Origin of the sequence: Mesorhizobium sp. M8A.F.Ca.ET.021.01.1.1 (assembly GCF_003998025.1) — a bacterium.
Classification (GTDB): Bacteria; Pseudomonadota; Alphaproteobacteria; order Rhizobiales; family Rhizobiaceae; genus Mesorhizobium.
This window is the reverse complement of record NZ_RZSJ01000014.1, coordinates 1-25,673: the sequence shown is the minus strand read 5'-3', so window position 1 is coordinate 25,673 and position 25,673 is coordinate 1. Positions and strand designations below refer to the sequence as shown.

Sequence of the window (25,673 nt, the reverse complement as noted above, 5' to 3'; positions counted from 1 at the left end):
TCGTTGGCCAGGAAGCGGTGACGCTTTCGACGACGCCCGTCTATGTCGGCGGCTGGCTGGAGCCCCGGCCGGCGAGCCTGCGCGTCTATCTGGCGCGCACGCCCGAGGGCTGGACGGTTATGCCGGGCGGTTTCGCCCGTGTCGGCCTGTCGCTCGACCCGACGGCGATCGCCATGCAGCGCGGCGGCCAGGCGGCCGATGTCTGGGTGGTCAGTGACAAACCGGTCGAGCGCGAGACGCTGCTGCCGCAAGAGGGTGACAGCTTCAACCGCACCAAGCCGGGCAGCCTGCCCAGCCGCGCGGCGGAAAACCTGACCTGGCTCGGCCGCTACATCGAACGTTCGGAAGACACCGTGCGCATCCTGCGCGCCTATCATGTGCGGCTCGCCGAAACATCCGATCCCGATATGCCGCTGTTGGCCGACATCAGGGACTATCTCGAACCGTTCGGCATCGATGTCGAGACGGCGATCCCGTCAGGATTGATCGGTACGCTCGACAGCGCCGTCTACAGCGCCGGCCAGATCCGCGATCGTTTCTCGCCGGATGGCTGGCTGGCGCTCAAGGATTTGTCGAAGACCATCCATCAGTTCGCTACCACCGTGGCGCCCGGCGACGACGCGACGCGGGCCATGACCGTCATCCTGCGCAAGCTTGCCGGATTCTCAGGCCTTTTGCATGAGAACATGTACCGTTTCGCGGGCTGGCGCTTCCTCGAGATCGGCCGGCGGCTGGAGCGCGGCATCCAGATCGCCGGCACGCTGGCCCGACTGACCGGCAGCAAGGCGCCGGATGGCGCGCTGGATATGATGCTGGAGATCGGCGACAGCGTCATGACCCATCGCCGGCAATATCCGGTGCAGGCCGGCCGGCGCACGGTGATCGATCTCCTGGCGCTCGATCCGCTCAATCCACGCTCCATCCTGTTCCAGTTGGAAAGGCTGAAGGCCGAGATCGGGCTGTTGCCGACGACAGGCGGCGAGGGGCATATGTCGGCAGCGGCCAAGGAGATCCTGCAGCTCAACACGGCCATCGCCATCAAGGAACCGGCCGACATGACGACGAAGGCGCTGAACGAACTCGCCAGCGAAATCGGCGGCCTCTACAACAGCCTCGCCAGAGCCTATTTCGGCTAGAAAGCAATGGCCATGCTGTACGACATCCGGCTTCTGCTCCATTACGACTACGCCGCCGCTGCCGGCGGCGGCCGGCATCAGGTGCGGGTGCTGCCGCCGACCATCAGCGGCGTGCAACGGGTCATCGCCGCTTCGCTGTCCTTCGAGCCGGCGCCCAATGAACGATCCGACTTCACCGATTTTTTCGGCAACAACGTCACCTCGATCGCGTTTCGCGACGCGCATGAAGCGCTCGACATAAGGATGAGCGCGCGCGTGGCGGTGTCGCGGCCCGAGCCCGGGCTCGACGTGTCGCCCGATATCGGCCGGCTCAGGCGGGAACTGGCCGCCGTGCGGTCGCTGGCGCCCGCCTCGCCGCACCATTTCCTGGCCGCCAGCAGCCATGCGGGTATCGATGCGGCGATCACCGCATTCGCGCAAGACAGCGTCGGAAACTCGGCCGCTGGGACGGCGACGGACCTGTGCAACCGCATCCATCGCGATTTCACCTATGATGGCGAAGCGACCACGGTGCGGACCCGGGCCAGCGATGCCTTCCGGCTGAAGCGCGGGGTCTGCCAGGATTTCTCCCACATCATGATCGCCGGGCTGCGCGGTCTCGGCATTCCGGCCGGCTATGTCAGCGGCTTCCTGCGTACCATTCCGCCCAAGGGCAAGCCCCGGCTGGAAGGTGCGGACGCCATGCATGCCTGGGTCAAGGTCTGGTGCGGGCGTGATGCCGGCTGGCAGGAGTTCGACCCGACCAACGGCATGCGGGCTTCCAACGACCATATCACTGTCGGTTACGGGCGCGACTATTCGGATGTGGCGCCCATCGTCGGTGTGCTGAAGACGACCGGCGGCCAGGTCGGGGAGCAGGCTGTCGACGTCATCCCGGTGGTGCTCGAAAAGGCGTGAAAACGGGCGTGCCAGCTTGCCCGGCGCCGCGAGTGCCCGCGATAGATGGAGTAGACTTCTCAAACATCGATGAGGCCATTGGAGCAGTTCACCGTTTCACGGAAACGGCGAGCCGCTCTAACCCCTTGATTTGGCGCAATTCCGAACGGAAAAACCGTTTCGCACTTTACCTGGAATTGCTTTAGTCTGTATTCGTTCCGAGGGAGAATAGTCTTAAGCGGCTGCGTACAGGTGCGGGTTTGTCATTGAAAACTGTCAGCGTCGTCATACCCGCGCACAATGCGGCGGCAACGATTGCCAAAACGCTGGCGTCGCTCGGCGGAGAGGCCGGGTTTATCGGCGAGATTCTGCTGGTCGACGATCAGTCGACCGATGGCACGGCCGATGCAGCGCGGCAGGCGGCCGCGCGATCCTCCCTGCCGCTGCGTGTACTGCCGGCCAATTGCCGCGACGCCGGCGGCGCCCGCAACCTGGCGCTCGATGAGGCGATCCATCCATGGGTCTACCTGATCGATGCCGACGACCTGCATCTTCAGGGTGGCTTGCGCTCCTTGCTGTCGCAAGCGGAAAGCCAGCCCAAGGCCGACATGATCGTCGGCGCCTTCCGGCGCAGGGTGAACGGCGAGGACCGGCAGATCAAGGTGCCAAACGGATATACCGCGGCCTGCCTCACCAATGCCTCCGCCTATGTGAAGGGGGATATACGCTCGGTGGCGGTGGGCAGTGTGCTGGCTTCCCGGCGTCTCATCGGCGAGACCCGGTTCCCGGTCGGGCTCGCCTTCGATGAGGACACGCTGTTCTGGGCGCGGCTGATGAGCAAGGCGTCGCTGGCCATGGTTCAGCGTCCCGTCATGATTTACGAAGTTTCAGCGGAGCGCTCCGATGATCGCTTCACGGTCAACCCGGCGCGCCGCTTCCTGGATTGGCGCCGGGAGTTGCGGAAGCTCACCGATTGCGGCATCCCGATTTCGGCACTGAAAGCCAGGGAGGGCCTTGTCGCGCTCAAGATCGCCCGCGTCCACTATGCGCGGGGCGACCTGGAGACCGCGTCGCGCTTCCTGGCGGTGGCCGCGGCCGCACCGAAGCGGCGTTCGGAAGCCTGGCGCTGCCTGCGCTACACGCTCAAGCTCAAGGTGCGGCGCCGGCTGTCCTTTCCGCTGACCCAGATGCAGGGCGCGTTGTAGGCCTCGCGCCGCGCCAGGTGCCGACGCCAGCAGGATCGCCTGCTTTGCAGGCGGCGTGTGGAACCAGCAGTCAACCAGCAGCTTATCTACGCGTATTTGCGTGGAGCTTACATGCTGCAGAGATCAGGATTGTCGCTGAGCCCGTCGGCGGAGACAGATGCATCGCCGCGGAACGGGGCGCAAAGCTCAGCCGAGCATGCCGCGCTGACCTATGTCAGCGATGCCGAGCCCGGTATCCGCCGGCTGAAGGCGGGCAAGGGATTTACTTACAGGGGACCGGAGGGGAAAGCGGTGTCCGACGCCGCCAGGGCGCGCATCGCGGCGATCGTCATTCCGCCGGCCTGGACCGATGTCTGGATTTCGCCCGATCCGAACGGGCATATCCAGGCGACCGGGAGGGATCAGCGGGGGCGCAAGCAGTATCGCTATCATCCGCAATGGGCCGAGGAGCGCGACGGCGCCAAATATTCGAGCCTCGTCGCTTTCGCCCAAAGCCTGCCGGACCTTCGGCGCAGGATCGACAGAGACCTGCGCCGTCGCGGCCTGCCGCTCGAACGCGTCGTCGCCGCGGTGGTCTGGCTGCTCGACAACACGATGATCCGCGTCGGCAATGCCGCCTATGCACGCGACAACAAGAGCTTCGGCCTGACGACATTGCGGGACCGGCATGTCGACATCAAGGGATCAAGCCTGCGCTTTGCCTTCAAGGGCAAGTCCGGCAAGGAATGGAGATTGAAGCTGGTCGACCGCCGCATCGCCGGGATCGTTCGGGGCGCGCAGGACCTGCCGGGGCAGAAGCTGTTCCAATATCTCGACGAGGACGGCAACAGGCGCCCTGTGCGCTCCGACGACGTCAACCACTATATACGCGAAGCGGTCGGCGACGCGTTCAGTTCGAAGCATTTCCGCACGTGGGGCGGCACCATCCACGCCGCGTCACTGTTTGCGCAGACGCAACTGCCCGAAAGCCAGGCGCAGCAAAAGCGGGTGATGAACAGCGTCATCGACAAGGTGGCCGAGCGGCTGGGCAACACGCGTGCGGTCTGCCGCAAATGCTATATCCATCCGCAGGTTTTCGAGGCCTGGTCGCAGGGACGGCTGCTTGCCGAAATGGCGGAAGCCAACAAGCGCAAGCGGTCCATAGACGGTCTCGATGAGGAGGAGGCGCTTGTGCTGAGATGGCTGGAAACACACGAAAGCTAACCCGGCGCGACTGACGAACACCGAATCCGCAGCTGCCGGATTTTTTTATCGACGCCGTGTCGGGATCGGTCCTACTGTTTCGTCCTTTGATACAGAAAGGACCGATCATGCTCTACGCCATCCTGTGCTATGCTTCCGAAGACGTCGTCAGCTCCTGGAGCAAGGCGCAGGACGACGAAGTGATGGCCAATCTCCTCAACGTCCAGGACAAATATGCCAAGGCCGGCCGGCTCGGCCCGGTGGCGCGGCTTTTGCCGACGACAGCGGCGACGACACTGCGGAAGGTCAAGGGCGAATCCGTTGTCATCGACGGGCCGTTCGCCGAGACCAAGGAACAATTCCTTGGCTTCTACACGCTCGAATGCGCCGATCTCGACGAGGCCGTGGAATTCGCCCGCGAACTCTCCGAGGTCAACCCGAGCGGCGGCTCGTATGAGATCAGGCCGGTGTCCGTCTTCAATCCCACCGGGGTTGCCGTATGACCGAACTTGCCTGGATAAGCTCGGCCATCAGTGCCGCCCGTCCGCAGGCGATGGGCGCGCTGCTGCGCTATTTCCGCGACCTCGATACCGCGGAGGAAGCTTTCCAGGATGCCTGCCTCAGGGCGCTCAAGAACTGGCCGCAGAATGGGCCGCCGCGCGATCCAGCGGCGTGGCTGATCTTTGTCGGCCGCAACAGCGGCATCGACGCGGTGCGCAAGCGCGCCAAGCAGGCGCCGATGCCGGAGGAAGACCAGATCTCCGATCTGGAAGATGCCGAGAGCGACATCGCCGAGCGGCTTGATGGCGCGCATTACCGCGACGACATATTGCGGCTGCTGTTCATCTGCTGTCACCCTGATTTGCCCGCGACGCAGCAGATCGCGGTCGCGCTGCGCATCGTCTCCGGCCTCACCGTCAAGCAGATCGCGCGCGCCTTCCTGGTCGGCGAGAGCGCCATGGAACAGCGCATCACCCGCGCCAAGGCGCGCATTGCCGATGCGGGCGTGCCGTTCGAGACGCCGGGCGCGGCCGAGCGCTCCGAACGGCTCGCTGCGGTCGCCGCCATGGTCTACCTGATCTTCAACGAGGGGTACTCGACCAACAGCGGCGAAGCGCCGGCCCGCGCGCCGCTGTGCGAGGAGGCGATCCGGCTGGCCCGGCTGCTGCTGAGGCTATTCCAGACCGAGCCGGAGATCATGGGGCTGACGGCATTGCTTCTCCTGCAGCACGCGCGCGCACCGGCCCGTTTCGACGGCGACGGCGAGATCGTGCTGCTCGAGGACCAGGATCGGCGCCTGTGGAGCCGCAAGATGATCGAGGAAGGGCTGGCGCTGGTCGACAAGGCCCTGCGCCACCGCAAGCCCGGTCCTTATCAGGTGCAAGCGGCGATCGCCGCACTCCATGCGCGGGCGGCGAAAGCCGAGGACACGGACTGGGTGGAAATCGACCTGCTTTACGGCCTGCTCGAACAGATGCAGCCGTCGCCGGTCATCACCCTCAACCGTGCGGTCGCGGTCGCCAAGGTGCGTGGACCGGAAGCGGCACTGGCGATGATCGAGCCGCTCGAGCCGAGGCTTTCCGGCTATTTCCATTTCTTCGGCCTCAAGGGCGGGCTTCTGATGCAGCTCGACCGGGGCGAGGAGGCACGCATTGCCTTCGACCGCGCCATCGCGCTTGCCAACACGGCGGCGGAAGCAGCCCATATCCGCATGCATATCGACCGCCTGATCAAGGACGGCGCCGTGCGCGCGCCGGCGACAAAGGCAAACTGAGCACCCTCTGCCCGTTCAGCCCAGGCATCGTCTGGCTCAATCGTGCGGCTTGGGCTTGGACCATGCCGGGGTGGCGATTTTCCCCTGAAACAGGTAATGGCACGCCATGACAGCCCCTTCCAGCCGCGACGGCGCCGGGAAGGCATGGCGCAAGGCGTTGACCCCAGCCATATGAGCGGCGGGATCTGAAAGGAACAAAAATGACGATAGCGAAGGAAACGGCCGAGCTTCTGGCGAAACTGGGCGTGGCCAAGGAGACGCTTGACGGCGGCGACCTGATCGTGCGCAGCCCGGTGACAGGTGAGCAGATCGCGGCGCTGAAGACGATCTCGCCGGCCGATGCGGCAAAGACCATCGACGGAGCGCACAAGGCATTCCAGTCCTGGCGGCTGGTGCCAGGTCCCAAGCGCGGCGAACTGGTGCGGCTGCTGGGCGAGGAACTGCGCGCGCACAAGGCTGAGCTTGGCCGGCTGGTGTCGATCGAGGTCGGCAAGATCCCCTCCGAAGGGCTCGGCGAAGTGCAGGAAATGATCGACATCTGCGATTTCGCCGTCGGTCTGTCCCGTCAATTGTACGGGCTGACCATCGCCACCGAGCGTCCCGGCCACCGTATGATGGAAACCTGGCATCCGCTGGGCGTCGTCGGTGTCATCTCGGCTTTCAACTTCCCGGTCGCGGTGTGGTCGTGGAACGCGGCACTTGCCCTGGTCTGCGGCGATGCCGTGGTATGGAAACCTTCCGAGAAGACGCCGCTGACGGCGCTTGCCTGCGAAGCGATCTTCAAGCGTGCCGTCAAGCGTTTCGGCCCCGACGCACCGCAAGGCCTGGCGCCGGTGCTGATCGGCGACCGCGCGGTCGGCGAGATCCTGGTCGATCATCCCAAGGTGCCGCTGGTTTCGGCCACCGGCTCGACCCGCATGGGCCGGGATGTCGGTCCTCGCCTGGCCAAGCGTTTTGCACGCGCAGTGCTGGAACTGGGCGGCAACAATGCCGGCATCGTCTGCCCGACGGCCGATCTCGACATGGCGCTGCGCGCCATCGCCTTCGGCGCCATGGGCACGGCCGGCCAGCGCTGCACGACGCTGCGCCGCCTGTTCGTCCATGACAGCGTCTACGATGCCTTGGTGCCGCGCCTGAAGAAGGCCTATCAGAGCGTTTCGGTCGGCAATCCGCTGGAGACCTCCTCGCTGGTTGGGCCGTTGATCGACAAGGCCGCGTTCGATGCCATGCAGAAGGCCCTGAGCGAAGCGACCGCCCATGGCGGCAAGGTGACCGGCGGGACGCGTGTCGAGAACGGCTATTCCGATGCCTATTATGTCCATCCGGCGCTGGTCGAAATGCCGAAACAGGTTGCACCGGTGACGGAAGAGACCTTCGCGCCGATCCTCTATGTGATGAAGTATTCCGACTTCGATGCCGTCCTCGACGAGCACAATGCTGTCGGCGCCGGCCTGTCGTCGTCGATCTTCACCCGTGACCTGCAGGAATCCGAGCGTTTCCTCGGTGTGGACGGCTCGGATTGCGGCATCGCCAACGTCAACATCGGCACCTCCGGGGCCGAAATCGGCGGCGCGTTCGGTGGTGAAAAGGAAACCGGGGGCGGCCGCGAGAGCGGCTCCGATGCGTGGAAGGCCTATATGCGCCGCGCCACCAACACGGTGAACTATTCCAAGGCGCTGCCGCTCGCCCAAGGCGTCTCGTTCGACATCGACTGAGAATGTCAGGGGTGCCCCCGTCAGGTCGATCAGCTCCGCGAGCATCAATCGACACAGGTGGAGGGTGTACACGCGGCTGTAACGCTGGACAGCTTCCGACACTTGTCCAGCGTCGGCTTTTCGTAACTGGGCGCTGGCAGAGCCTGCCGACGCTGCCGAGGTCGTCGGCGTCGCGCAGCCACGCAAACGCGGAACCGGTCAATCCACCTGTTCTGGCACAATTCCGGACGGAAAACGTATTACGGCTGAAATGGCTCTCGTGTGCCGCTGCTCAGCCGTCGCCTTGCGAAGGCGGGAAGCAGGCCTTGAAGGCCGTGTCGACGACGGCCAGCTTGGCCGCCTGGACGGTCATGTATTCCTCGTAAAATCGGTGCGACACCCACATCACCGAATGGCCGCGCTGACCAAGCCAGCCAATGCTGCCGAGCTCCTCTGCCGTGCGCAGTTTGCGGCCGAGATGGGTCCGCGACAGCTTAAGCCATTTGGCGAAGTCACCGATCGAAACCACGCTGGTCGGAATCCGCTCCAGGCCGGCGTGGGCGGGGTCGATGCCCGACATCAGCCAGTCCATGACGATGCCGCCATTGTTGAGCCAGATGAACAGGGAAAAGGTCTGGTTGGGTTCGCGCACCGGTTTGGACGCAAGCAGTCCGTCAGCCACCAGGGGCTGCAGCGTGGCAAGCATCTCGGGCCGCTCCAAATATCTGGCCAGCCGGTCGCCGCCATCGATATGGTCAAGCGTGCGCAGATGGGCTGTTACCCAGCCGGTGAATCGCTCGATGGTCGCCGCTGTCGGCTGCAAGGGATGCGTGCGGCCGTCCCCACCCGCCACATACTCGGCGATGTTGTAGTGCAGCATCTCCTTGATGAAGGCGTCCGCCGTATTGCGGCTGGCCACCGCGTTCTTGTGCACGACCTCGATGAAACGTGATACGGTCAGTTCCTTGCGGCGGTCATTCGGGTCGCGCCTGAAGTGCATGGCAAGGCCGACATGACCCAACAGCCAACGCTGCTGGGTGGCAAAGATGGAAGCCAGCCGCGGGCTTTCCTCGTAGATACGGATCAGGGACTGCGACTGTTCCTGAACGTAGCGGTGCAAGGCCGGATGGCCGGCTATGTCTTCCAGATTCAGCGCTGATCTCCCGATGCTTTGAATCAACTCGGATGGCGAGGTTGCGTTCCCCATTTTCCAGTCTTCACCACGCATGTCCAGACGTACCAATCGCGGAGGACAGGGCCAGCCGAGCCCCAGGTCCACGGCAGCGGTTAGATGCGCATTTCGCCAACTGCTCGCTATGGCTTGGAAAACGCCTCTCAACTATGGTCAGCCGAACGGTGGAATCCAGCCAAGCGAGCTGCGTGGTGCGACGGTTGTCCGCAGGGGCATTTCCTTTTGCTGGTCCGTCGCGGCATCTTTCACCCCATCACCCCCGGGCGATTAACTGTTGGACAGGTTCGATCCCACCTTCCGACCGGAGTTCAGGCCGGCCCAGCGGGTCATGTCACCTTCACTCGGCGGCCTGGACCCGATTGGCCGCGATGATCGCCCGGATCTCGGACCGGCAGGAGCCGCAATTGGTGCCCGCCTTCAGCGTGGCGCCGATGGCGTCGACGCTGGTGCAGCCAGCCGCCACGGCAGCCGTGATCTGGTTGACCCCAACGTTGAAACAGGAGCAGACGGTCGCGCCGGCATCTGGCCGCTCGGCACCGGCGCGGCCGGCGACGATCCTGAAACGCTGCCGCTGGCTGGCGTGGACCTCATCGAGTTGCTCGGCCGCCCAGCCGCGCGACACCGCGACCGGACCGGGCGCGATGAACAAGGCACCCACCAGATGCTCGCCGTCGAAGGCGGCGATGCGGTGCTGGCCGGCCTCGCGGTCGTGATAGGCAAGCATTTCGCCATCCGCAGCATCGAAGAGCGAACCGGCGAAGGCCGTCCAGTCGACATCGTCGCGGGCAAAGGCGAGCTCGACCCGCCAGCCGCCCCGGCATCTGGCTACCGCCCAATAGTCGGCCATCGCCACGGGCCTTTTGCGTGTCACGGCAAAGCCGAATGCCCGAGCGGTGAATTTCTCGATGCGGGCCGCGACATGCTTCAGCGCCGGCTGGCCCGACACCGGATCGGTAAGCGATGTGGTGAGCGTGTCGAGCCGACCCCTGGCGGCGAATTGATCGGTCCAGTGCATCGGCGCGAACACGCTGCCCTGACGCTGGCGCGTGGTCACCAGCGCGCGGACCAGCACTTCGCCGCGCGGAGTCGAGACGCGTGCGATGTCAGCATCGCCAACGCCGTGGCGTTGCGCATCCACCGGGTGGATTTCGACGAAGGGCTCGGCGATGTGCTGGGACAGGCGCGGGCTTTTGCCGGTGCGGGTCATGGTATGCCAGTGGTCGCGGATGCGGCCAGTGTTGAGGATGAGCGGGAAGTCGGGGGCGGTGCGGGTTTCGACGGTCGGGCGGATGGCGATGAAGCGCGCCTTGCGGTCGGGCGTGTAGAAGTTGCCGTTGGCGAAGAAGCGAGTGGGCTGGTGCCCGGTCGAGTTGACCGCGTCGGGCGGAGGTTCAGCTTGAGTACTTCCGCCTGGCTGAAGTGCTGGCCACTGAAACGGCGCAAGCGCTTCATACCCATCGGGGTCAACATCAGCATAGGCCCCGATGTCAAAATCCCGCGCGCCGTCATTCTCGAATCCTGACAACGCGGCGTGCTCAGCAAAAATCTCCGCTGGCGTCTCATGCGCAAACGCGTCGTCAAAGCCCATGCGCCGCGCCACCTCGGCAATGATCCACCAGTCGGGCCGCGCCTCGCCGGGGGCCGGCAAGAACGCGCGCTGGCGCGAGATGCAGCGCTCGGAATTGGTGACGGTGCCGTCCTTCTCGCCCCAGGCCGTCGCCGGCAGCCGGACATGGGCATGGCGGACCGTGTCGGTCTCGGCCAGCACGTCCGACACCACGACGAAGGGGCAGGCCTTGATCGCCGCTTCGACGGCGCCTGCATCCGGCATCGAATCGACCGGGTTGGTGGCCATGATCCACAGTGCTTTCACGCGCCCGTCGGCAACCGCCTTGAACATCTCGACCGCCTTGAGGCCGGGCTTGCCTGCAATCTCCGGTGTCTTCCAGAAGCGACGCACGCGTTCGCGATGCTCGAGATTTTCGATCTCCATATGGGCGGCGAGCATGTTGGCCATGCCGCCGACCTCGCGGCCGCCCATGGCATTGGGCTGGCCGGTGACCGAGAACGGTCCGGCGGCGGGCTTTCCGATACGGCCAGTGGCAAGATGGCAGTTGATGATGGCGTTGACCTTGTCGGTGCCCTGGGACGACTGGTTGACGCCCTGGCTGTAGACGGTGACGGTCTTTTCGGTCCTGGCAAACAGGCTGTAGAAACGGCCGAGCTCGTCTTCGCTGAGCCCCGTGGCGGCAGCGACGCCGGCAAGGTCGAGCGCGGAGGCGGCGAACAGTGCCTGTCCAAAGCCGGACGTATGCGCCGTGATATAGGCACGGTCGAGCGCATTGTGCTGACCGAGCCATGCCAGCAGGCCGGTGAACAGGGCGACGTCGCCATCCGGCGCGATCGCCAGGTGCATGTCGGCGATATCAGATGTCATGGTGCGGCGCGGGTCGACCAGCACCACCTTCATCTCGGGCCGTTTTTCGCGGGCAGCCGCGATGCGCTGATAAAGCACCGGATGGCACCAGGCGAGGTTGGATCCGACCAGCACGATCAGATCAGCCAGTTCCAGATCCTCGTAGCTTCCCGGCACCGTGTCGGAGCCGAAGGCGCGGCGGTGGCCGGCGACGGACGAAGCCATGCAGAGACGCGAATTGGTGTCGATGTTGGCCGAGCCGACAAAGCCCTTCATCAGCTTGTTGGCGAGGTAGTAGTCCTCGGTCAGCAACTGGCCGGAGACGTAGAAGGCGACCGCGTCGGGACCATGCTCGGAAATGACTTGCGAGAAGGTCGAGGCGACGAGGTCGAGCGCCTCGTCCCAAGAGGAGCCCCGGCCGTGGATTTGCGGACGGAGCAACCGGCCGTCGAGGCCGATGGTCTCGGCGAGCGCGGAGCCCTTCGAGCAGAGCCGGCCGAAATTCGCCGGATGATCGGGGTCGCCACGGACGGACACCTGCCCGTCCGTGGCGACCTTTGCCAGCACGCCGCAGCCCACCCCGCAATAGGGGCAGGTGGTCCTCACCTCTCGCGCTTCAACGATCTCCATGTCAGGCGGCGCGGCTGGCCAGCGCTTCCAGCGCGATGAACAGGCGCTCGCCTTCCCGCTTCACGGGAATGGTGCGCACGGCGCCTTCGTCGGCGCCAAGCGCCTTGCCCGTCTCCAGCGAGATGACCCAATTGTGCAGAGGGCACGTCACGGCCGCGCCATGGATGATGCCCTGGCTCAGCGGTCCGCCCTTGTGAGGGCAGTGGTCCTCGATGGCGAAGACCGCGTCGTCCGCTGTGCGGAAGACGGCGATCTTGCCTTGTGGTGTGGCGACGCAACGCGCGCCCCGCCGGGGAATGTCGGAGAGGGTGCCGATGGCGATCCAGTTCATAGCACTGCCTTTGCTTGATAGGATCGCGCCCAGGCGCCCCCCTCTGTCCTGCCGGACATCTCCCCCTCAAGGGGGGAGATTGGCAGCTTCAGGCTCACCGCCCATTCTGCAACGTCGACAATTGGCGAAGGCCGCCATGGTGATCGATCTCCCCCCTTGAGGGGGAGATGGCCGGCAGGCCAGAGGGGGGTGGCTCGCGCTGACATCTCCATCACTCCGCCGCCTGCGCAAACCCGACCGAAGCCATCGGCCGGAACTCGTGCTTGTCCTTGCCGGAGACGCGCTCGGACCACGGATCGACCTGGGCAAACTTCTGCGAAAAGACGAAGCGCTCGTAATAGGCTCGACGCTTCTCGCCATCGTCCATGATCTGGCGCTTGACCTCGGCTATGCCGATGCGCTTGGCCCATTTGTAGATGCGCTCGAGGTATCGGCCTTGCTCGCGATACATCTGCGTCAGCGCCACGATGTGCTCCAGCGCCTCGTCCTCGGTCCTGACCAGGCCGAGCACTTCCGTGCCCTTGATATCGAGACCGGCGGCACCGGCGAAGTGGATCTCGTAGCCGCTGTCGACGCAGATCACGCCGACATCCTTGCACGTCGCCTCGGCGCAGTTGCGCGGACAACCCGACACCGCCATCTTGACCTTGGCGGGGGTCCACGAGCCCCACATGAATTTCTCGATGCGAATGCCGAGACCGGTCGAATCCTGCGTGCCGAAGCGGCACCAGTCCGAGCCGACGCAGGTCTTCACCGTGCGCAGCCCCTTGGCGTAAGCATGGCCGGAAACGAAGCCGGCCTGGCCGAGATCGGCCCACACCGCCGGCAAATCCTCCTTGCGGATGCCGAGCATGTCGATGCGCTGGCCGCCAGTGACCTTGACCATCGGGATCTCGAACTTGTCGACGACGTCGGCGATGGCGCGCAGTTCGGCGGCGTTGGTCACGCCGCCCCACATGCGCGGCACCACCGAATAGGTGCCGTCCTTCTGGATGTTGGCGTGGACGCGCTCGTTGATGAAGCGCGACTGGTAGTCGTCGGCGTAGTCGTCAGGCCAGTCGCAGACGAGGTAGTAGTTGAGCGCCGGCCGGCATTTGGCGCAGCCGCAGGAGGTCTTCCACTCCAGTTCCTGCATGACCGCCGGAATGGTCTTCAGCGCCTTGGCCTTGATCAGCCGGCGCACCTCGTCATGGCCGAACGTGGTGCAGGAGCACATGGGCTGTACGGCGGCCGGGTTGTAGGTGTCGCCGAGGGTCAACACCATCAGCTTTTCGACCAGCCCGGTGCAGGAGCCGCAGGAGGCCGACGCCTTGGTGTGGGCGCGCACGTCGTCGAGCGAAGTCAGGCCCTTGCCCGTGATCGCGCCCGTGATCTTGCCCTTGCAAACGCCGTTGCAGCCGCAGATTTCCGCATCATCCGGCAAGGCTGCAACGGCCGCCATAGGGTCCAGCGGGGTACCCCCCTGGTAGGACTGGCCGAAGATCAACGTATCGCGCATTTGCGATATGTCGGTTTGTTTCTTCTTCAGGTCGTTGAACCAGGCGCCGTCCGATGTCTCGCCATAAAGCACCGTGCCGATGATGCGGTCGTCCTTGAGCACCAGGCGTTTGTAGACGCCGGCGGAAGCATCGCGCAGCACGATCTCCTGGCGGTCGTCGCCGTCGGCGAAGTCGCCGAGCGAAAAGAGGTCGATGCCGGTGACCTTGAGCTTGGTCGGCGTGTCCATGTGGACGAAGGCAGCTGTCTCGTCGCCGGCAAGCTGATGAGCGGCAACACGCGCCATCTCGTAGAGCGGCGCCACCAGCCCATAAACCATGCCGCCCACCTCGGCGCATTCGCCGAGCGCGAAGATGTCGGGGTCGTTGCTGCGCATGCCGGCATCGACAACGATGCCTCTGTTGACGGCAACGCCTGCATCCTTGGCCAGCGCGGCGTTGGGCCTGATGCCGACCGCCATCACCACCAGCGTCGCCGGGATGATGGTGCCGTCGGCGAGTTCCACCTGCTCGACCTTGCCATTGCCCGTAATCGCCTGGGTGTTGGCCTTGGTGATGACCTTGATGCCGCGCTCCTCCACCGCGCGCTGCAGGAGATAGCCGGCGGCCGGATCGAGTTGGCGCTCCATCAGCGTCGGCATGACATGCAGCACGGTGACGTCCATGCCTTGCGCGTTGAGGCCGGCCGCCGCCTCCAATCCGAGCAGGCCGCCGCCGATGACCACGGCCTTGGCCCGCGACTGGGCGGCGAGCATCATTGCCTGGACGTCGTCCAGGTCGCGATAGGTCAGTACGCCCGGCAGATTGTGGCCCGGCACCGGGATGATGAACGGCACCGAGCCGGTGGCGATGACGAGCTTGTCGTAGGGCTCGGTGACGCCATGGTCGGAGGTGATCGTCTTCGCCGTGCGGTCGATGGCCACGATCTTGTGGCCCTTGTAGAGGGTGATGCCGTGCTTGATGTACCAGCCGTCGCCATGGATGATGATTTCCTCATAGGCCTTCTCGCCTGAGAGAACCGGCGACAGCATGATGCGGTCGTAGTTCACGCGCGGCTCGGCGTTGAAGATGGTGACGGCGTAGCGGCCCGGCGCCTGCTCCAGCAGATGCTCCAGCATGCGCCCGGGGGCCATGCCGTTGCCGATGATGACGAGTTTTTCGGTCATGGCGTTACTCCGCGGCTTCGACGAAGCGGTGGCGTTCGTAGAGGAATTTCAGCACCGCCTCGCGGCAGCGCAGGAAGGTGCGGTCGGAAGCAAGTTCGATGCGCCGGCGTGGCCGCGCCAGCGGCACGGGAAGCACTTCGCCGATGGTCGCGGCCGGACCGTTGGTCATCATGACGATGCGGTCGGACAGCAGCACCGCCTCGTCGACGTCATGGGTGATCATGATCGTCGTCGAGCCGAGTCTGGAATGGATATCCATCACGGCGTCCTGCAGATGGGCGCGCGTCAGCGCGTCGAGAGCTCCGAACGGCTCGTCGAGCAGCAGGATCTTGGGCTCCATGGCCAACGCCCGTGCGATGCCGACGCGCTGCTTCATGCCGCCGGAGATTTCGGCCGGGCGCTTGTCGCTTGCATGCGCCATCTGCACGAGGTCGAGATTGCGCATGATCCAGTCATGCCGCTCGGCCTTGCTCTTCGAACGGCCGAAGACTTTCGACACCGCCAGGTTGATGTTTTCGTAGACGGTCAGCCACGGCAACAGCGAATGGTTCTGGAACACTACGGCACGTTCGGGGCCGGGGCTGTCGACTTCCTTGTCTTCCAAAAGCACGGCGCCGGCGGAAATCTTGGTCAAGCCGGCGATCAGGTTGAGCAAGGTCGACTTGCCGCAACCCGAATGACCTATGATGGAGACGAATTCACCCTTGTGGATGGTCAGCCTGATGTCCCTCAGCACCTCGCTGACCTGGCCGCCACGCGCGAAGGATTTGTCGATGTGGTCGAGTTTGAGATAGGCGGTCATGGCGCTGTCCTCACTTTGCCGTCGTGCCGCGGGTGACAAAGGCGCCGACCGCCGCGACCAGGCGGTCGAGGCAGAAGCCGGTGACGCCGATATAGGCGAGCGCGACGATGATGTCGGGCAGCCGTGACGAGTTCCACGCGTCCCAGATGAAGAAGCCGATGCCGACGCCGCCGGTCAGCATTTCGGCTGCGACGATGGCAAGCCAGGATAGGCCGATGCCGATCCTCAAGCCGGTGAAGATGTAAGGCGCCGCGGCCGGCACCATGATCTTGACGAAGAATTCGAGCTGGTTCAGCCGCAGGATGCGGGCGACGTTGCGGTAGTCCTGCGGGATGTTGCGCACGCCGACGGCGGTGTTGATGATGACCGGCCAGATCGAGGTGATGAAGATCACGAACAGCGCCGATGGATTGGAGTCGCGGAAGGCGGCGAGCGACAGTGGCAGCCAGGCGAGCGGCGGCACGGTGCGCAGGATCTGGAACACCGGATCGAGGCCGCGCATCGCCCAGACCGACTGACCGACCAGCGCGCCGAGCGCGACGCCGACCACCGCCGCCATGCCGAAGCCGATGGCGACGCGCTGCAGCGAGATCAGCACCCGCCAGGCAAGACCGATGTCCTGGGGGCCGTTGTCGAAGAACGGATGCGCGATCAGGTCATAGGCTTCGTTCCATACCTGGCTCGGCGGCGGCAGGCTTGCCGTCGGCGACGAGCAGGCGACCTGCCAGACGACGAGCAGAAGGGCGATGACGATGGCGGGCGGGACGAGGGCGCTGGCGACCTTGCCTGCGATCGATACCAGATCAATGCGCCGCCGCGTCTTGGCGGTGAAGGCGACCACCTCGGCCGGCTTGGCCGGGAATGCTTTTACCTTGGTGTCCTCGATGGCTTGGATGGACATGTCCTGGGAAAACTCCGTGGCGTCTGGTCGAACTGAACGAGAGACGGCGAAATGCCGTTTGGCCTGACTAGGCCGATGCCTTGATCGTCAGGCTGTCGAGATAAGCCGAGGGGTTGGCCGGATCGAAAGTCTTGCCGTCGAAGAAAGTCTCGACGCCGCGCGAAGACGAGGCCGGGATGTCGCTTGCCGCGACACCGAGTTCCTTGGCCGCCTCGCGCCAGATATCCTCGCGGTTGACCTGGTCGACCAGCGCCTTGATGTCGGTGGTCGGCGCGAACTTGCCCCAGCGGATGTTCTCGGCGAGGAACCAGCTGTCGTGGCTCTTGAATGGGTAGGAGACGCCGCCCTTCCAGAATTTCATGTAGAGGTCGGTGGCGGTGGCGACCCGGCCGTTGCCGTAGTTGATGTCGCCCTTGAGGCGGCCGACGATGTCGGCGACAGGCACGTTCATCCATTGCCGCTTGCCGATGATGGCGGCCATCTCGTCCTTGTTCTCCTTGGCGTCGCACCATTGCTGTGCCGCCATCACCGCCATGACGATCGCCTTGGTGGCGTTCGGGTATTTCTCGATGAAGGCGGCGCGCAGGCCGAGCGCCTTTTCCGGATGACCCTTCCAGATCTCGCCGGTCGTGGCGGCGGTGAAGCCGACGCCCTGGTGGACGAGCTGTTCGTTCCACGGTTCGCCGACGCAGAACACGTCCATGTTGCCGACCTTCATGTTGGCCACCATCTGCGGCGGCGGCACGACGATGGTCGAGACGTCCTTGTCGGGGTTGATGCCGCCGGCGGCCAGCCAGTAGCGCAGCCACAGATCATGTGTGCCGCCCGGGAAGGTCATGGCGGCCTTGACCTCCTTGCCTGCCGCCTTCTTGGCGGCGAAGGCGTCCTTCAGCTTGGAGGCATCGAGGCCGACGCCGGTGGCGGCATACTCCTGGGCTACTGAAATGCCCTGGCAATCGTAGTTGAGGCGAGCGACGACTGCCATCGGCAGCGGCTGGTTGTTCTGCGTCACCTTGCCGGTGTGCATGAGATAAGGCATCGGCGTCAGGATGTGGGCGCCGTCGATGCCGTTGGCTTCGCCGCCGAGCATCAGATTGTCTCGCGTCGCCCCCCAGGAGGCCTGCTTGAGCACCTCGACATCAGGCATGCCGAATTTCGCGAACAGGCCCTTCTCCCTGGCGATGATCAGAGGCGCGGCATCGGTCAGCGCGATGAAGCCGAGCTTGGCGCCGGTCACTTCGGGACCTTTGCCTTCGGCATGGGCGCCCGCAGGAAACAATGACCTTGCGGCAATAAACAGTCCCGCCGTCAGCGCGCTGCTGGCCAGAAAATCACGGCGGGTGAAATCCTTGAGGGATGTGCCAGTTCCGATCCGTTTCGTCATCGTCGTCTCCGGTTGAGCGCCTTGGAAGCGCCGTCGATTGCGTGTTCGGCCAAAAACAAAAAAGCCGCCGTCCAGGCCTTCGCGCATCCCTGGGGATTGCGCAGTGGCCTGAGCGGCAGCTTTGCCTGTGGCGCCCGCCATTGGACGCCTGTTCCGTTGCCCGAGAAGGGCTCGCTCATTTCAATGCAGGAACCGTGCCAGTTTCCTTCTGGAAGAAAACATCAAATGAATTCAGTGGGATCGGAGCATCACGCGGCAACTCGATCCACCGCGATTGGGGTCAAACATTGATCACCTTGCCTACAGGGGCGCATAATTTTTGTGCAATGCACAAGGATGGCGCAGAAATGATCAGGCTTCTCCGAGGGTCGTTTTTTGGCTGTCGACATAGGCGTCGATCTCGTCCGGATCGAAGATCTGGCCGTTGAAGAAGCCGTCCGGGCCGAGCACCAGGCTGGCGCCCGCCGAGCCCACCGGCGTCGCCACCTTCAGCGCACCCTCGACCTTGGCATTGGCGCCCGGCAGCGCGACGCCGAGCGGCTTCAGCGCCGACCGGTAAAGGTCGGGCCGGTAGCAGTCGCGGGCGATGGCGAGATTCTCCGGCGTGTGCGCGACATGACCCCAGCGCACCATCTGGGTGTAGAACCACAGCGCATGGCTCTTCCAGGGGAAATTGGCGGCCTTGTCGAAAGGCACGAAGAAGTCCTCGACGGCCCGCTGTGCGCCGCCGCCGAGCTGCAGATGCCCGGTCAGGATCGGCATCTGAACGGCCGCCTCCTGGCCAAGGAAGCCGGGCTGCGCCATCAGCGCCGCCAGTTCGGCGCGATTTGCAGGGTCCTGGCACCAGCACGCCGAGTGATGCAATGCGCGCAGCAGTGCAGCCAGGGCCTCGGGATTTTGCTCGGCCCAGGCCTTGCGCGCGCCGATGACCTTTTCCGGGCTGTTGCGCCAGAGCAGCGCCTTCACGGTGACGATATGGCCGGTGCCGGCCGCCACCGCGGCGCTGTTCCAGGGTTCGCCGACGCAATAGCCGTCGATGCGCCCAGTGGCCAGCGCGTCGGCCATGAAGGGCGGCGGCACAATCACGATCTCGATCTGCCGCTCTGGATCGATGCCGCAGGCGGCAAGCCAGTAGCGCAGTTCGTAATTGTGCCCGGAATGCGGGTGCACGACGGCAAAGCGCAGCGCCTCGCGGCCGGCGGCCGCCCGCTCGCGGATGAACGCACCGAGGGCCGCGCCGGCGCGAGCCGGATCGAGATCGGGTACGGCGCCGTGCGCCGCCATGCCGGCCCAGACGGCGTTGGAGATGGTGACGCAGTTGCCACCGAGCCCCAGCGAAAAGGGCACGATGGTCTCGGAGGCGAGGGGGGTGAGGCCAAGATTGCAGGCAAGCGGCATCGGTCCCAGCATGTGCGCAAGGTCGAAATGGCCGATGGCGATGCGGTCGCGGATGTTGGCCCAGGAGGTCTCGCGGTGCAGCGCCAGATCGATGCCTTCGCGCGCGGCAAAGCCCAGTTCGCCGGCTGCCACCAGGACGGCGCTATCGAAAAGCGGCATGAAGCCGGCGGTGATCTGATGCTCGGCGCCCATGTCTATTCGTCCCCCGGTCCGAGAAGCCCGGCGGCAGTCACCAGGCTCTGGGCGATATCGCTGATCTTGCGGTTCTGGTTCATCGCCGTCTTGCGCAGCAGCATATAGGCGGCCTCTTCGCTCAGGCCGCGCGATTTCATCAGGATGCCCTTGGCGCGGTCGATCACCTTGCGGCTCTCGAGCTCGCTGCGCGCCTCGTCCAGTTCGCGCGCCATGCGCGAGAAAGCGTTGAAGCGGCTCACCGCCATGTCGAGGATCGGCTTGACGCGCTCCTGCCTCAACCCGTCGACGACATAGGCCGAAACGCCGGCATCGACCGCGGCCTCGATCGAGGCCTGGTCGGAGCGGTCGACGAACATGGCGATCGGCCGCTTTACCGCACGTGACAGCTGGAACATGTTTTCCAGCATGTCGCGGTTGGGGTTTTCCAGATCGATGACGATGACGTCGGGCTCGATCTCGGCGATGCGGCGCGCAATGCCACTGACGTCATGGATGACGGTGACCCGCTGATGGCCCGCCTCGCGCAAGCCAGCCTCGATTATCGAGGCACGGATGCGGTTTTCGTCGATCACCAAGACGGCGAGTGAAGTTCGGATCATGCCCGCATTGTGGGCACGCTCGGAAATTTGTGCAATGCGGCAATGGCGGCGTCGGCGGGAGGCGACGGCTGTCAACGGCTATCCTTGGCGGCAACCCGCCAAGGGTTGGATCAGGAGACGGTTGGATCAGGAGACGGAGCGACCTCAGCCGCAGACGCGAACGTCCTCGAACACTCTGTGGTGGTGGCGCCAATGCACAATCGTTTCCGTGTGGCAGCGGTGATGGTGGTGGCGCCAGCGGTAGCCGCCATTGTCGTAGTCATCGTACTGAGCGTTCTGGTCGCCGTCATACTCGTTGTCATAGTGGCGCATATGATGACGGCGAACGACGATTCCGGAATCGTCATCCGAGGAATATTGGCCGCCGTCGTCGGACTGGATAGTCAGGCTGGCGGCTTGGGTTGGCGCCATCGCTGCCGCTGTCGCGGCGAATGCCAGCACCGAGGCCAAAATCAACTTTTTCATTCCATCCTCCTGTATATTCAACACATAAACTCGCTGAAGAACCGGGTGTTCCGCTCGAATCCACACGCTTTGCGACGCCGGCGACATCAAGGTGTTATCGGCCACATGCTACAGGCGAACGAAGGCGGTCAGCGGCAGATGGTCGGAGGCCACGCGCGACAGCGGCGTGTCATGCGCTTCGACGGTCGCGATCATGCCGTGCCGGTTGGCCATGATCCGGTCGAGTGCCAGCAGCGGCAGGTTGGACGGGAAGGTGGGGACTGCTGGCGGCTGCGGGCCGAAGGTTGCGTGCAGCGTGTTCAGCGCGGAGCGGTTTCCGAGCCGCCATTCGTTCAGATCGCCGAGCAGGAGCGTCGGCTTCTCGTCGGGGCTGTTCATGATATCAAGCACGACCTGGGCCTGCTGCGAGCGGGAGCGGCGCAGCAACCCCAGATGGGCCGCGATGATGCGCAAGGACTGGTTCCCGTCGAGATCGATCTCGGCCACCACGGCACCGCGGGGTTCGAGACCTGGAAGCCTGATCTGATGCACGTCGCGAACGACGCCCCTTTTGAACAGCAGGACATTGCCGTGCCAGCCATGGCCTTTGCCCGTTGCGGAAATGGGCACAGGCACGAGGCCGGTTTCCAGTTCAAGACGGTGCAGGTCGAGGAGCCCGTCGCGGTCGCCGAAGCGATTGTCGGCCTCCTGCAGGGCGATGACGTCGGGGGCGATCTCGCGGATGACGCGGCTGGTGCGGTCGGGATCGAACTTGCGGTCGACGCCGATGCATTTGTGGACGTTGTAGGAGGCGACCAGCGTCCCGGTGACGCCGTCCTTCTTCGGCGACAAGGCGTTGGCCTTGCGCATCCGCCTGTCGCGAATGGACAGGAGCATGCTGGCCGGCAGGCTGCGCCCATTCATTCGCATAGCGTGCCCATCATCCCTGCCGTTCTCATCATGCACCTAGAAATAGAGTCATTCGGCCGATGTTCCATGGTTGGCGACACGCTATCGGGCAAACACGTCATTTTGTTAAAGACAGGATTTCTCAGAGATAGGGCGATCCCAGCCAGAGGATGCGGTCAAACAGGCGGATGATGAAGGGCCGCGCGCGCAAGGAGGCCAGCGTCACTGGAACGGCCGTTTCGATCGCCGATCCGATCCGGGTCTCGATCTCGGTGGCAAAACCCGCGTCGAGGACCTCCAGATCGATCTCGAAGTTGAGCCGCAGCGAACGTGCATCGAGGTTGGAGGACCCGACATAAGCCCATACGCCGTCGATCGAAAGCAGCTTGGAATGATCGAAGGGGCCTTCCGTGCGCCATATGCGGCAATAATTCTTCAGGATCTGGTCGAATTGGGCGGTCATGGCGCGGTCGACGAGGAAGAGGTTGTTCACCGCCGGCACCACGACATCGATCTCGACGCCGCGCCTGGCCGCGGTAACCAGGGCGCTGATCAGTTCCCGGTCCGGCAGGAAATAGGGCGACATCAGGCGTATCGACTTGCGCGCGACCGAGAAGGCGCCGATCATCAGTTTGTGGTTGGTTTCGTTGCTGGCGTCCGGCCCGGATGCAACCGCACGCACCAGCATCGGCTGGCCAGCGGGCGGTGAAACCGGTGTGATCCGCCAGGCATCGCCCTTCAGCGCCTCCTTGGTGGCGAAGCGCCAGTCTTCCGCGGCGACCGAGAAGAGATCGGCGACAACGGGTCCGGTGACCTGGAAATGCGTGTCCTGGGCGCTGTTCGACCCGGCGAACTCCGCTGAAAAACCCTTGCGGATGTTCATGCCGCCGGTAAAGGCAACCGTGCCGTCGACCACCAGGATCTTGCGGTGGGTCCGCAGATTGGCATAGGGCAAGCGCAGGCCCATGACGATGTTGCCGTTGAAAACATCCGCCGTGATGTTGGCGCGACGCAGATGCCCCAGGATGCTGGGGACGGAGTAGCGGGCGCCGACGGCATCGATCAGCACACGCACGGTGACGCCGCGCTGGACAGCGCCGGCCAGTGCTTCGACGAAAAGCAGGCCGACCGCGTCATTGTCGAAAATATAGGTCTCGAGCAGGACGCTGCGCTCGGCCCCGTCGATCGCCGCGCACATGGCGGGGTAGGCCTCGTCGCCGCTTTCCAGCACGTCGATTGCATTTCCCGGGTTGAGCGCGCGCCGCGCCACCCTGTCGCCCAGCGTTCTGAGGCCGGTGAACCGCTGTCCATAGCGCTCGATGATCAGCGCCTCTTCGGCGGCGACGTCGCGCTCATGCTTGGCCGACACCAGGCCCTCGGCAAGCGGGCGCTGCGCGCTGATCGTGGCGCGGCGGATGCGGTTGATGCCGGCCACGGCATAGATCAGCACGCCGAGAATCGGCGACAGCACCATGATGCCGACCCAGCCGGTGGCGGCGCGGACGTCCTCCTTGGTCATGACGGCATGGGCAATGCCGATGGTCGCCATCACCACCGAGATGATCGCCAGTATTTGGGGCCAGTGAATCGCCAGGGTCTCGAACATTGCCAGGACTATCCAGCGAGCGCCCGCGGAAGGCAATGCAGCCGGCGATTTCCACACTCACCCATTGGGCTCCGCCGGTGAGAGAACGGCCGGCGCACGGTTATTTGAGCAAGCCAACCAGGACATTGAAAGCGGCGTCGATATCGGCGCGCACCGCGGCCTTGACGGCGTCGCCGTCGTGATCACACAGGGCCGCGAACATCTCCTGATGATGTTCGTTGGCGGTCGAATAGTTTCCCGAATCGTGCAGCACGTTGAAATAGGGGCTGATCTGCAGCCACAGGTTCTCGATGGGAAGGACGGACGATGAGCACAAAGGCACCTGAAACGGCGGCGGAATTTCTGGCCGGCCTCAATGGACAGCGCGTGCTGGTGACAGCAGGCGCCGGCGGCATTGGTTTCGCCATCGCCGACACGCTGTCGCGGCTCGGGGCGCGCATCGTCGTCTGCGACGTGTCCGACGAGGCGCTGGCTGCCGCTCCCGGCAAGATCGATCTGGTGGCCGCGGTCAAGGCCGACGTCTCACACGAAGACGACGTCGACCGGCTGTTCGAGACGGTCGCCGAAAAGCTCGGCGGGCTCGATGCCCTGATCAACAATGCCGGCATTGCCGGCCCGACCGGCGGCGTCGACGAGATCGAGCCGAACGACTGGCGGCGCTGTCTCGATGTCTGCCTGACCGGCCAGTTCCTGTGCGCGCGGCGCGCCGTGCCGATGATCAAGGCGGCGGGAGGCGGCTCGATCGTCTCGATGTCGTCGGCCGCCGGCCGCCACGGCTATGCTTTCCGCACGCCTTACTCGGCCGCCAAGTTCGGCGTGATCGGCTTCACACAGAGCCTTGCCAAGGAGCTCGGGCCGCACGGCATCAGGGTCAATGCCATCCTGCCCGGCATCATCGAGGGTCCCCGCATCGAGGGCGTCATCTCGGCGCGCGCCAGGCAGATCGGCATCAGCCACGAAGAAATGACCGGGCGCTATCTGCAGAACATCTCGCTGCGCCGCATGACCAGCCCTTATGATGTCGCCTCGATGGTCGCCTTCCTGCTTTCGGATGCGGGGATAAACATTTCCGGCCAGTCGCTCGGCGTCGACGGCAATGTCGAAACACTTTGAGGGCAAGATCCATGGCACAGGTTGCGATCGTCGGCAGCGGATTCATCGGGCGGGCCTGGGCGATCAGTTTCGCGCGCGCCGGTCATGACGTCCGCATGTGGGACCAGTCCCGCGCCGCGACCGGCGGCGCGCGCGACTACATAGCCGGTGTGCTCGGCGATCTCGCTGCCAACGACCTGCTGCGGGGACAGTCCGCCGCCACCGTGCTCGATCGCATCACTGTTGCCGCCGAACTCGGCGAGGCGCTGGCCGGCGCGATCCATGTCCAGGAGAACACGCCGGAAAATCTCGAGGTCAAGCGTGAGGTGTTTTCGCTGATCGACTCTGCTGCCGATCCGCGAGCGGTGATCGCCAGTTCCAGCTCGGCGCTGTTGCCGTCGAAATTCACCGACCATTTGCAAGGGCGGCATCGCTGCCTTGTCGTGCATCCGATCAATCCGCCCTACCTCATTCCCGCCGCCGAGGTCGTGCCAGCGCCGTGGACATCGGCCGAGACGCTCGAAAGAACACGCGCCTTCCTCATCGAGGCCGGCCATGCGCCGCTGGTGATGAAGCGCGAACTCGACGGGTTCATCATGAACCGCCTGCAGGGCGCGTTGCTGGAGGAAGCGTTCCGGCTCGTCGCCGACGGCTATGCCAGCGTCGAGGACGTCGATATCGGCATCCGCGACGGGCTGGCGCTGCGCTGGTCCTTCATGGGACCGTTCGAGACCATCGACCTCAACGCGCCCGGCGGCGTGCGCGACTATGTCGAGCGTTACCAGGGCATCTATTCCAACATCTTCCCGCAGATGTTGCGCCGGATCGACTGGGCGGGCGAGGTGATGGAGACGGTCGAGGCCGAGCGCGGCAAACGCCTGCCGAGGGAAAAACTAGGCGAGCGGCAAGTGTGGCGCGATCGCCGGCTGATGGCGCTGGCGGCGCACAAGAAGAAATCGGATCAGGAGTTCGGACAATGAAAGAAACCAGCCGCAAGCCCGGCGCCACGGTGGCCAGGGGCAAGGTCATCATCACCTGCGCGGTGACCGGAGCGATCCACACGCCGACCATGTCGCCCTATCTGCCGATCACGCCGGACCAGATCGCGTCGGAAGCGATCGCGGCGGCCGAGGCGGGAGCGGCAATCCTGCACCTGCATGCCCGCGATCCCGAGACCGGCAGGCCCGACCAGACGCCGGAGGCGTTTGCCCGCTTCCTGCCACGCGTCAAGCAAGGCACCAATGC

General features: G+C 64.7%; 23 protein-coding genes. 10 read left to right on the top strand and 13 right to left on the bottom strand.

The window, feature by feature from the left end; all coding sequences use genetic code 11:
* The 7 genes from EOA36_RS03275 to EOA36_RS03245 form a co-directional block, all read left to right on the top strand.
* On the top strand, nucleotides 1-1,136 hold a 1,136-nt coding region (locus EOA36_RS03275), incomplete at its 5' end, for an alpha-E domain-containing protein (protein ID WP_189553110.1).
* A gap of 12 nt (nucleotides 1,137-1,148) precedes the next feature.
* On the top strand, nucleotides 1,149-2,033 hold the full coding sequence (locus tag EOA36_RS03270) for a transglutaminase family protein (RefSeq protein ID WP_127275605.1): 885 nt from the start codon (nucleotides 1,149-1,151) through the stop codon (nucleotides 2,031-2,033).
* 245 nt (nucleotides 2,034-2,278) lie between these two features.
* A complete protein-coding gene (locus EOA36_RS03265) occupies nucleotides 2,279-3,217 on the top strand; it encodes a glycosyltransferase family 2 protein (RefSeq protein WP_127275604.1) in 939 nt (312 codons plus the stop codon).
* A gap of 111 nt (nucleotides 3,218-3,328) precedes the next feature.
* Complete coding sequence (locus EOA36_RS03260; RefSeq protein ID WP_127275603.1) at nucleotides 3,329-4,420, top strand: DNA topoisomerase IB; 1,092 nt, start codon at nucleotides 3,329-3,331, stop codon at nucleotides 4,418-4,420.
* A gap of 107 nt (nucleotides 4,421-4,527) precedes the next feature.
* Nucleotides 4,528-4,902, top strand: coding sequence for a YciI family protein (locus EOA36_RS03255; RefSeq protein ID WP_127275602.1), 375 nt, complete (start codon nucleotides 4,528-4,530; stop codon nucleotides 4,900-4,902).
* Nucleotides 4,899-6,173 carry an RNA polymerase sigma factor gene (locus EOA36_RS03250; protein WP_127275601.1) on the top strand — a complete coding sequence of 425 codons (1,275 nt, stop codon included), beginning with the start codon at nucleotides 4,899-4,901 and terminating at the stop codon, nucleotides 6,171-6,173. Before EOA36_RS03255 ends, EOA36_RS03250 begins: the two co-directional genes overlap by 4 nt.
* A 200-nt stretch (nucleotides 6,174-6,373) precedes the next feature.
* Nucleotides 6,374-7,888 (top strand): aldehyde dehydrogenase family protein, encoded by a 1,515-nt coding sequence (locus EOA36_RS03245; protein WP_127275600.1) that lies wholly within the window; start codon nucleotides 6,374-6,376, stop codon nucleotides 7,886-7,888.
* Nucleotides 7,889-8,159: 271 nt separating this feature from the next.
* On the opposite strand, the gene EOA36_RS03240 is transcribed toward EOA36_RS03245, so the two are convergent.
* The 13 genes from EOA36_RS03240 to EOA36_RS03175 form a co-directional block, all read right to left on the bottom strand.
* Entirely contained in the window at nucleotides 8,160-9,074 is a 915-nt protein-coding gene (locus EOA36_RS03240) for a hypothetical protein (protein ID WP_127275599.1), read from the bottom strand.
* A 322-nt stretch (nucleotides 9,075-9,396) separates the two neighbouring features.
* Entirely contained in the window at nucleotides 9,397-12,105 is a 2,709-nt protein-coding gene (locus tag EOA36_RS03235) for a nitrate reductase (RefSeq protein ID WP_127275598.1), read from the bottom strand.
* A gap of 1 nt (nucleotide 12,106) precedes the next feature.
* Entirely contained in the window at nucleotides 12,107-12,436 is a 330-nt protein-coding gene (nirD, locus tag EOA36_RS03230) for a nitrite reductase small subunit NirD (RefSeq protein ID WP_127275597.1), read from the bottom strand.
* 211 nt (nucleotides 12,437-12,647) lie between these two features.
* Nucleotides 12,648-15,098 (bottom strand): nitrite reductase large subunit NirB, encoded by a 2,451-nt coding sequence (gene nirB, locus EOA36_RS03220; protein WP_127275596.1) that lies wholly within the window; start codon nucleotides 15,096-15,098, stop codon nucleotides 12,648-12,650.
* A 4-nt stretch (nucleotides 15,099-15,102) separates the two neighbouring features.
* Nucleotides 15,103-15,900 carry an ABC transporter ATP-binding protein gene (locus EOA36_RS03215; RefSeq protein ID WP_127275595.1) on the bottom strand — a complete coding sequence of 266 codons (798 nt, stop codon included), beginning with the start codon at nucleotides 15,898-15,900 and terminating at the stop codon, nucleotides 15,103-15,105.
* Nucleotides 15,901-15,910: 10 nt separating this feature from the next.
* Nucleotides 15,911-16,801: a nitrate ABC transporter permease gene (ntrB, locus tag EOA36_RS03210; protein WP_127275594.1), complete on the bottom strand. Its 891-nt coding sequence runs from the start codon at nucleotides 16,799-16,801 to the stop codon at nucleotides 15,911-15,913.
* A 67-nt stretch (nucleotides 16,802-16,868) separates the two neighbouring features.
* Nucleotides 16,869-18,185 (bottom strand): CmpA/NrtA family ABC transporter substrate-binding protein, encoded by a 1,317-nt coding sequence (locus tag EOA36_RS03205; RefSeq protein WP_127275593.1) that lies wholly within the window; start codon nucleotides 18,183-18,185, stop codon nucleotides 16,869-16,871.
* Between the two features lie 351 nt (nucleotides 18,186-18,536).
* Nucleotides 18,537-19,775: a CmpA/NrtA family ABC transporter substrate-binding protein gene (locus tag EOA36_RS03200; RefSeq protein ID WP_189522178.1), complete on the bottom strand. Its 1,239-nt coding sequence runs from the start codon at nucleotides 19,773-19,775 to the stop codon at nucleotides 18,537-18,539.
* Nucleotides 19,776-19,777: 2 nt separating this feature from the next.
* Nucleotides 19,778-20,377, bottom strand: a complete 600-nt coding sequence (locus tag EOA36_RS03195; RefSeq protein ID WP_127275591.1) for an ANTAR domain-containing response regulator — start codon at nucleotides 20,375-20,377, stop codon at nucleotides 19,778-19,780.
* A 144-nt stretch (nucleotides 20,378-20,521) separates the two neighbouring features.
* Nucleotides 20,522-20,842: a hypothetical protein gene (locus EOA36_RS03190; RefSeq protein ID WP_127275590.1), complete on the bottom strand. Its 321-nt coding sequence runs from the start codon at nucleotides 20,840-20,842 to the stop codon at nucleotides 20,522-20,524.
* A gap of 108 nt (nucleotides 20,843-20,950) precedes the next feature.
* Nucleotides 20,951-21,751 (bottom strand): endonuclease/exonuclease/phosphatase family protein, encoded by an 801-nt coding sequence (locus EOA36_RS03185; RefSeq protein ID WP_127275589.1) that lies wholly within the window; start codon nucleotides 21,749-21,751, stop codon nucleotides 20,951-20,953.
* 121 nt (nucleotides 21,752-21,872) lie between these two features.
* Nucleotides 21,873-23,336, bottom strand: coding sequence for a phosphatidylserine/phosphatidylglycerophosphate/cardiolipin synthase family protein (locus EOA36_RS03180; protein WP_127275588.1), 1,464 nt, complete (start codon nucleotides 23,334-23,336; stop codon nucleotides 21,873-21,875).
* A 100-nt stretch (nucleotides 23,337-23,436) separates the two neighbouring features.
* Nucleotides 23,437-23,652 carry an FCD domain-containing protein gene (locus EOA36_RS03175; RefSeq protein ID WP_245464238.1) on the bottom strand — a complete coding sequence of 72 codons (216 nt, stop codon included), beginning with the start codon at nucleotides 23,650-23,652 and terminating at the stop codon, nucleotides 23,437-23,439.
* On the opposite strand from EOA36_RS03175, the gene EOA36_RS03170 reads away from it, so the two are divergent.
* The 3 genes from EOA36_RS03170 to EOA36_RS03160 form a co-directional block, all read left to right on the top strand.
* Nucleotides 23,643-24,449 (top strand): SDR family oxidoreductase, encoded by an 807-nt coding sequence (locus EOA36_RS03170; RefSeq protein ID WP_127275587.1) that lies wholly within the window; start codon nucleotides 23,643-23,645, stop codon nucleotides 24,447-24,449. The two genes, EOA36_RS03175 and EOA36_RS03170, sit on opposite strands and share 10 nt — an antisense overlap.
* Nucleotides 24,450-24,460: 11 nt before the next feature.
* Nucleotides 24,461-25,408 (top strand): 3-hydroxyacyl-CoA dehydrogenase, encoded by a 948-nt coding sequence (locus EOA36_RS03165; RefSeq protein WP_127275586.1) that lies wholly within the window; start codon nucleotides 24,461-24,463, stop codon nucleotides 25,406-25,408.
* The coding region (locus EOA36_RS03160; RefSeq protein WP_145969105.1) for a 3-keto-5-aminohexanoate cleavage protein at nucleotides 25,405-25,673 on the top strand (269 nt) is incomplete at its 3' end. The genes EOA36_RS03165 and EOA36_RS03160, both read left to right, overlap by 4 nt.

Coding starts and splice junctions, on each gene's coding strand:
- EOA36_RS03270 (WP_127275605.1), top strand. CDS start 1,149: ATGCTGTACGACATCCGGCTTCTGCTCCATTACGACTACGCCGCCGCT.
- EOA36_RS03260 (WP_127275603.1), top strand. CDS start 3,329: ATGCTGCAGAGATCAGGATTGTCGCTGAGCCCGTCGGCGGAGACAGAT.
- EOA36_RS03255 (WP_127275602.1), top strand. CDS start 4,528: ATGCTCTACGCCATCCTGTGCTATGCTTCCGAAGACGTCGTCAGCTCC.
- EOA36_RS03250 (WP_127275601.1), top strand. CDS start 4,899: ATGACCGAACTTGCCTGGATAAGCTCGGCCATCAGTGCCGCCCGTCCG.
- EOA36_RS03245 (WP_127275600.1), top strand. CDS start 6,374: ATGACGATAGCGAAGGAAACGGCCGAGCTTCTGGCGAAACTGGGCGTG.
- EOA36_RS03240 (WP_127275599.1), bottom strand. CDS start 9,074: ATGGGGAACGCAACCTCGCCATCCGAGTTGATTCAAAGCATCGGGAGA.
- EOA36_RS03235 (WP_127275598.1), bottom strand. CDS start 12,105: ATGGAGATCGTTGAAGCGCGAGAGGTGAGGACCACCTGCCCCTATTGC.
- nirD (WP_127275597.1), bottom strand. CDS start 12,436: ATGAACTGGATCGCCATCGGCACCCTCTCCGACATTCCCCGGCGGGGC.
- nirB (WP_127275596.1), bottom strand. CDS start 15,098: ATGACCGAAAAACTCGTCATCATCGGCAACGGCATGGCCCCCGGGCGC.
- EOA36_RS03215 (WP_127275595.1), bottom strand. CDS start 15,900: ATGACCGCCTATCTCAAACTCGACCACATCGACAAATCCTTCGCGCGT.
- ntrB (WP_127275594.1), bottom strand. CDS start 16,801: ATGTCCATCCAAGCCATCGAGGACACCAAGGTAAAAGCATTCCCGGCC.
- EOA36_RS03205 (WP_127275593.1), bottom strand. CDS start 18,185: ATGACGAAACGGATCGGAACTGGCACATCCCTCAAGGATTTCACCCGC.
- EOA36_RS03200 (WP_189522178.1), bottom strand. CDS start 19,775: ATGGGCGCCGAGCATCAGATCACCGCCGGCTTCATGCCGCTTTTCGAT.
- EOA36_RS03195 (WP_127275591.1), bottom strand. CDS start 20,377: ATGATCCGAACTTCACTCGCCGTCTTGGTGATCGACGAAAACCGCATC.
- EOA36_RS03190 (WP_127275590.1), bottom strand. CDS start 20,842: ATGAAAAAGTTGATTTTGGCCTCGGTGCTGGCATTCGCCGCGACAGCG.
- EOA36_RS03185 (WP_127275589.1), bottom strand. CDS start 21,751: ATGCGAATGAATGGGCGCAGCCTGCCGGCCAGCATGCTCCTGTCCATT.
- EOA36_RS03180 (WP_127275588.1), bottom strand. CDS start 23,336: ATGTTCGAGACCCTGGCGATTCACTGGCCCCAAATACTGGCGATCATC.
- EOA36_RS03170 (WP_127275587.1), top strand. CDS start 23,643: ATGAGCACAAAGGCACCTGAAACGGCGGCGGAATTTCTGGCCGGCCTC.
- EOA36_RS03165 (WP_127275586.1), top strand. CDS start 24,461: ATGGCACAGGTTGCGATCGTCGGCAGCGGATTCATCGGGCGGGCCTGG.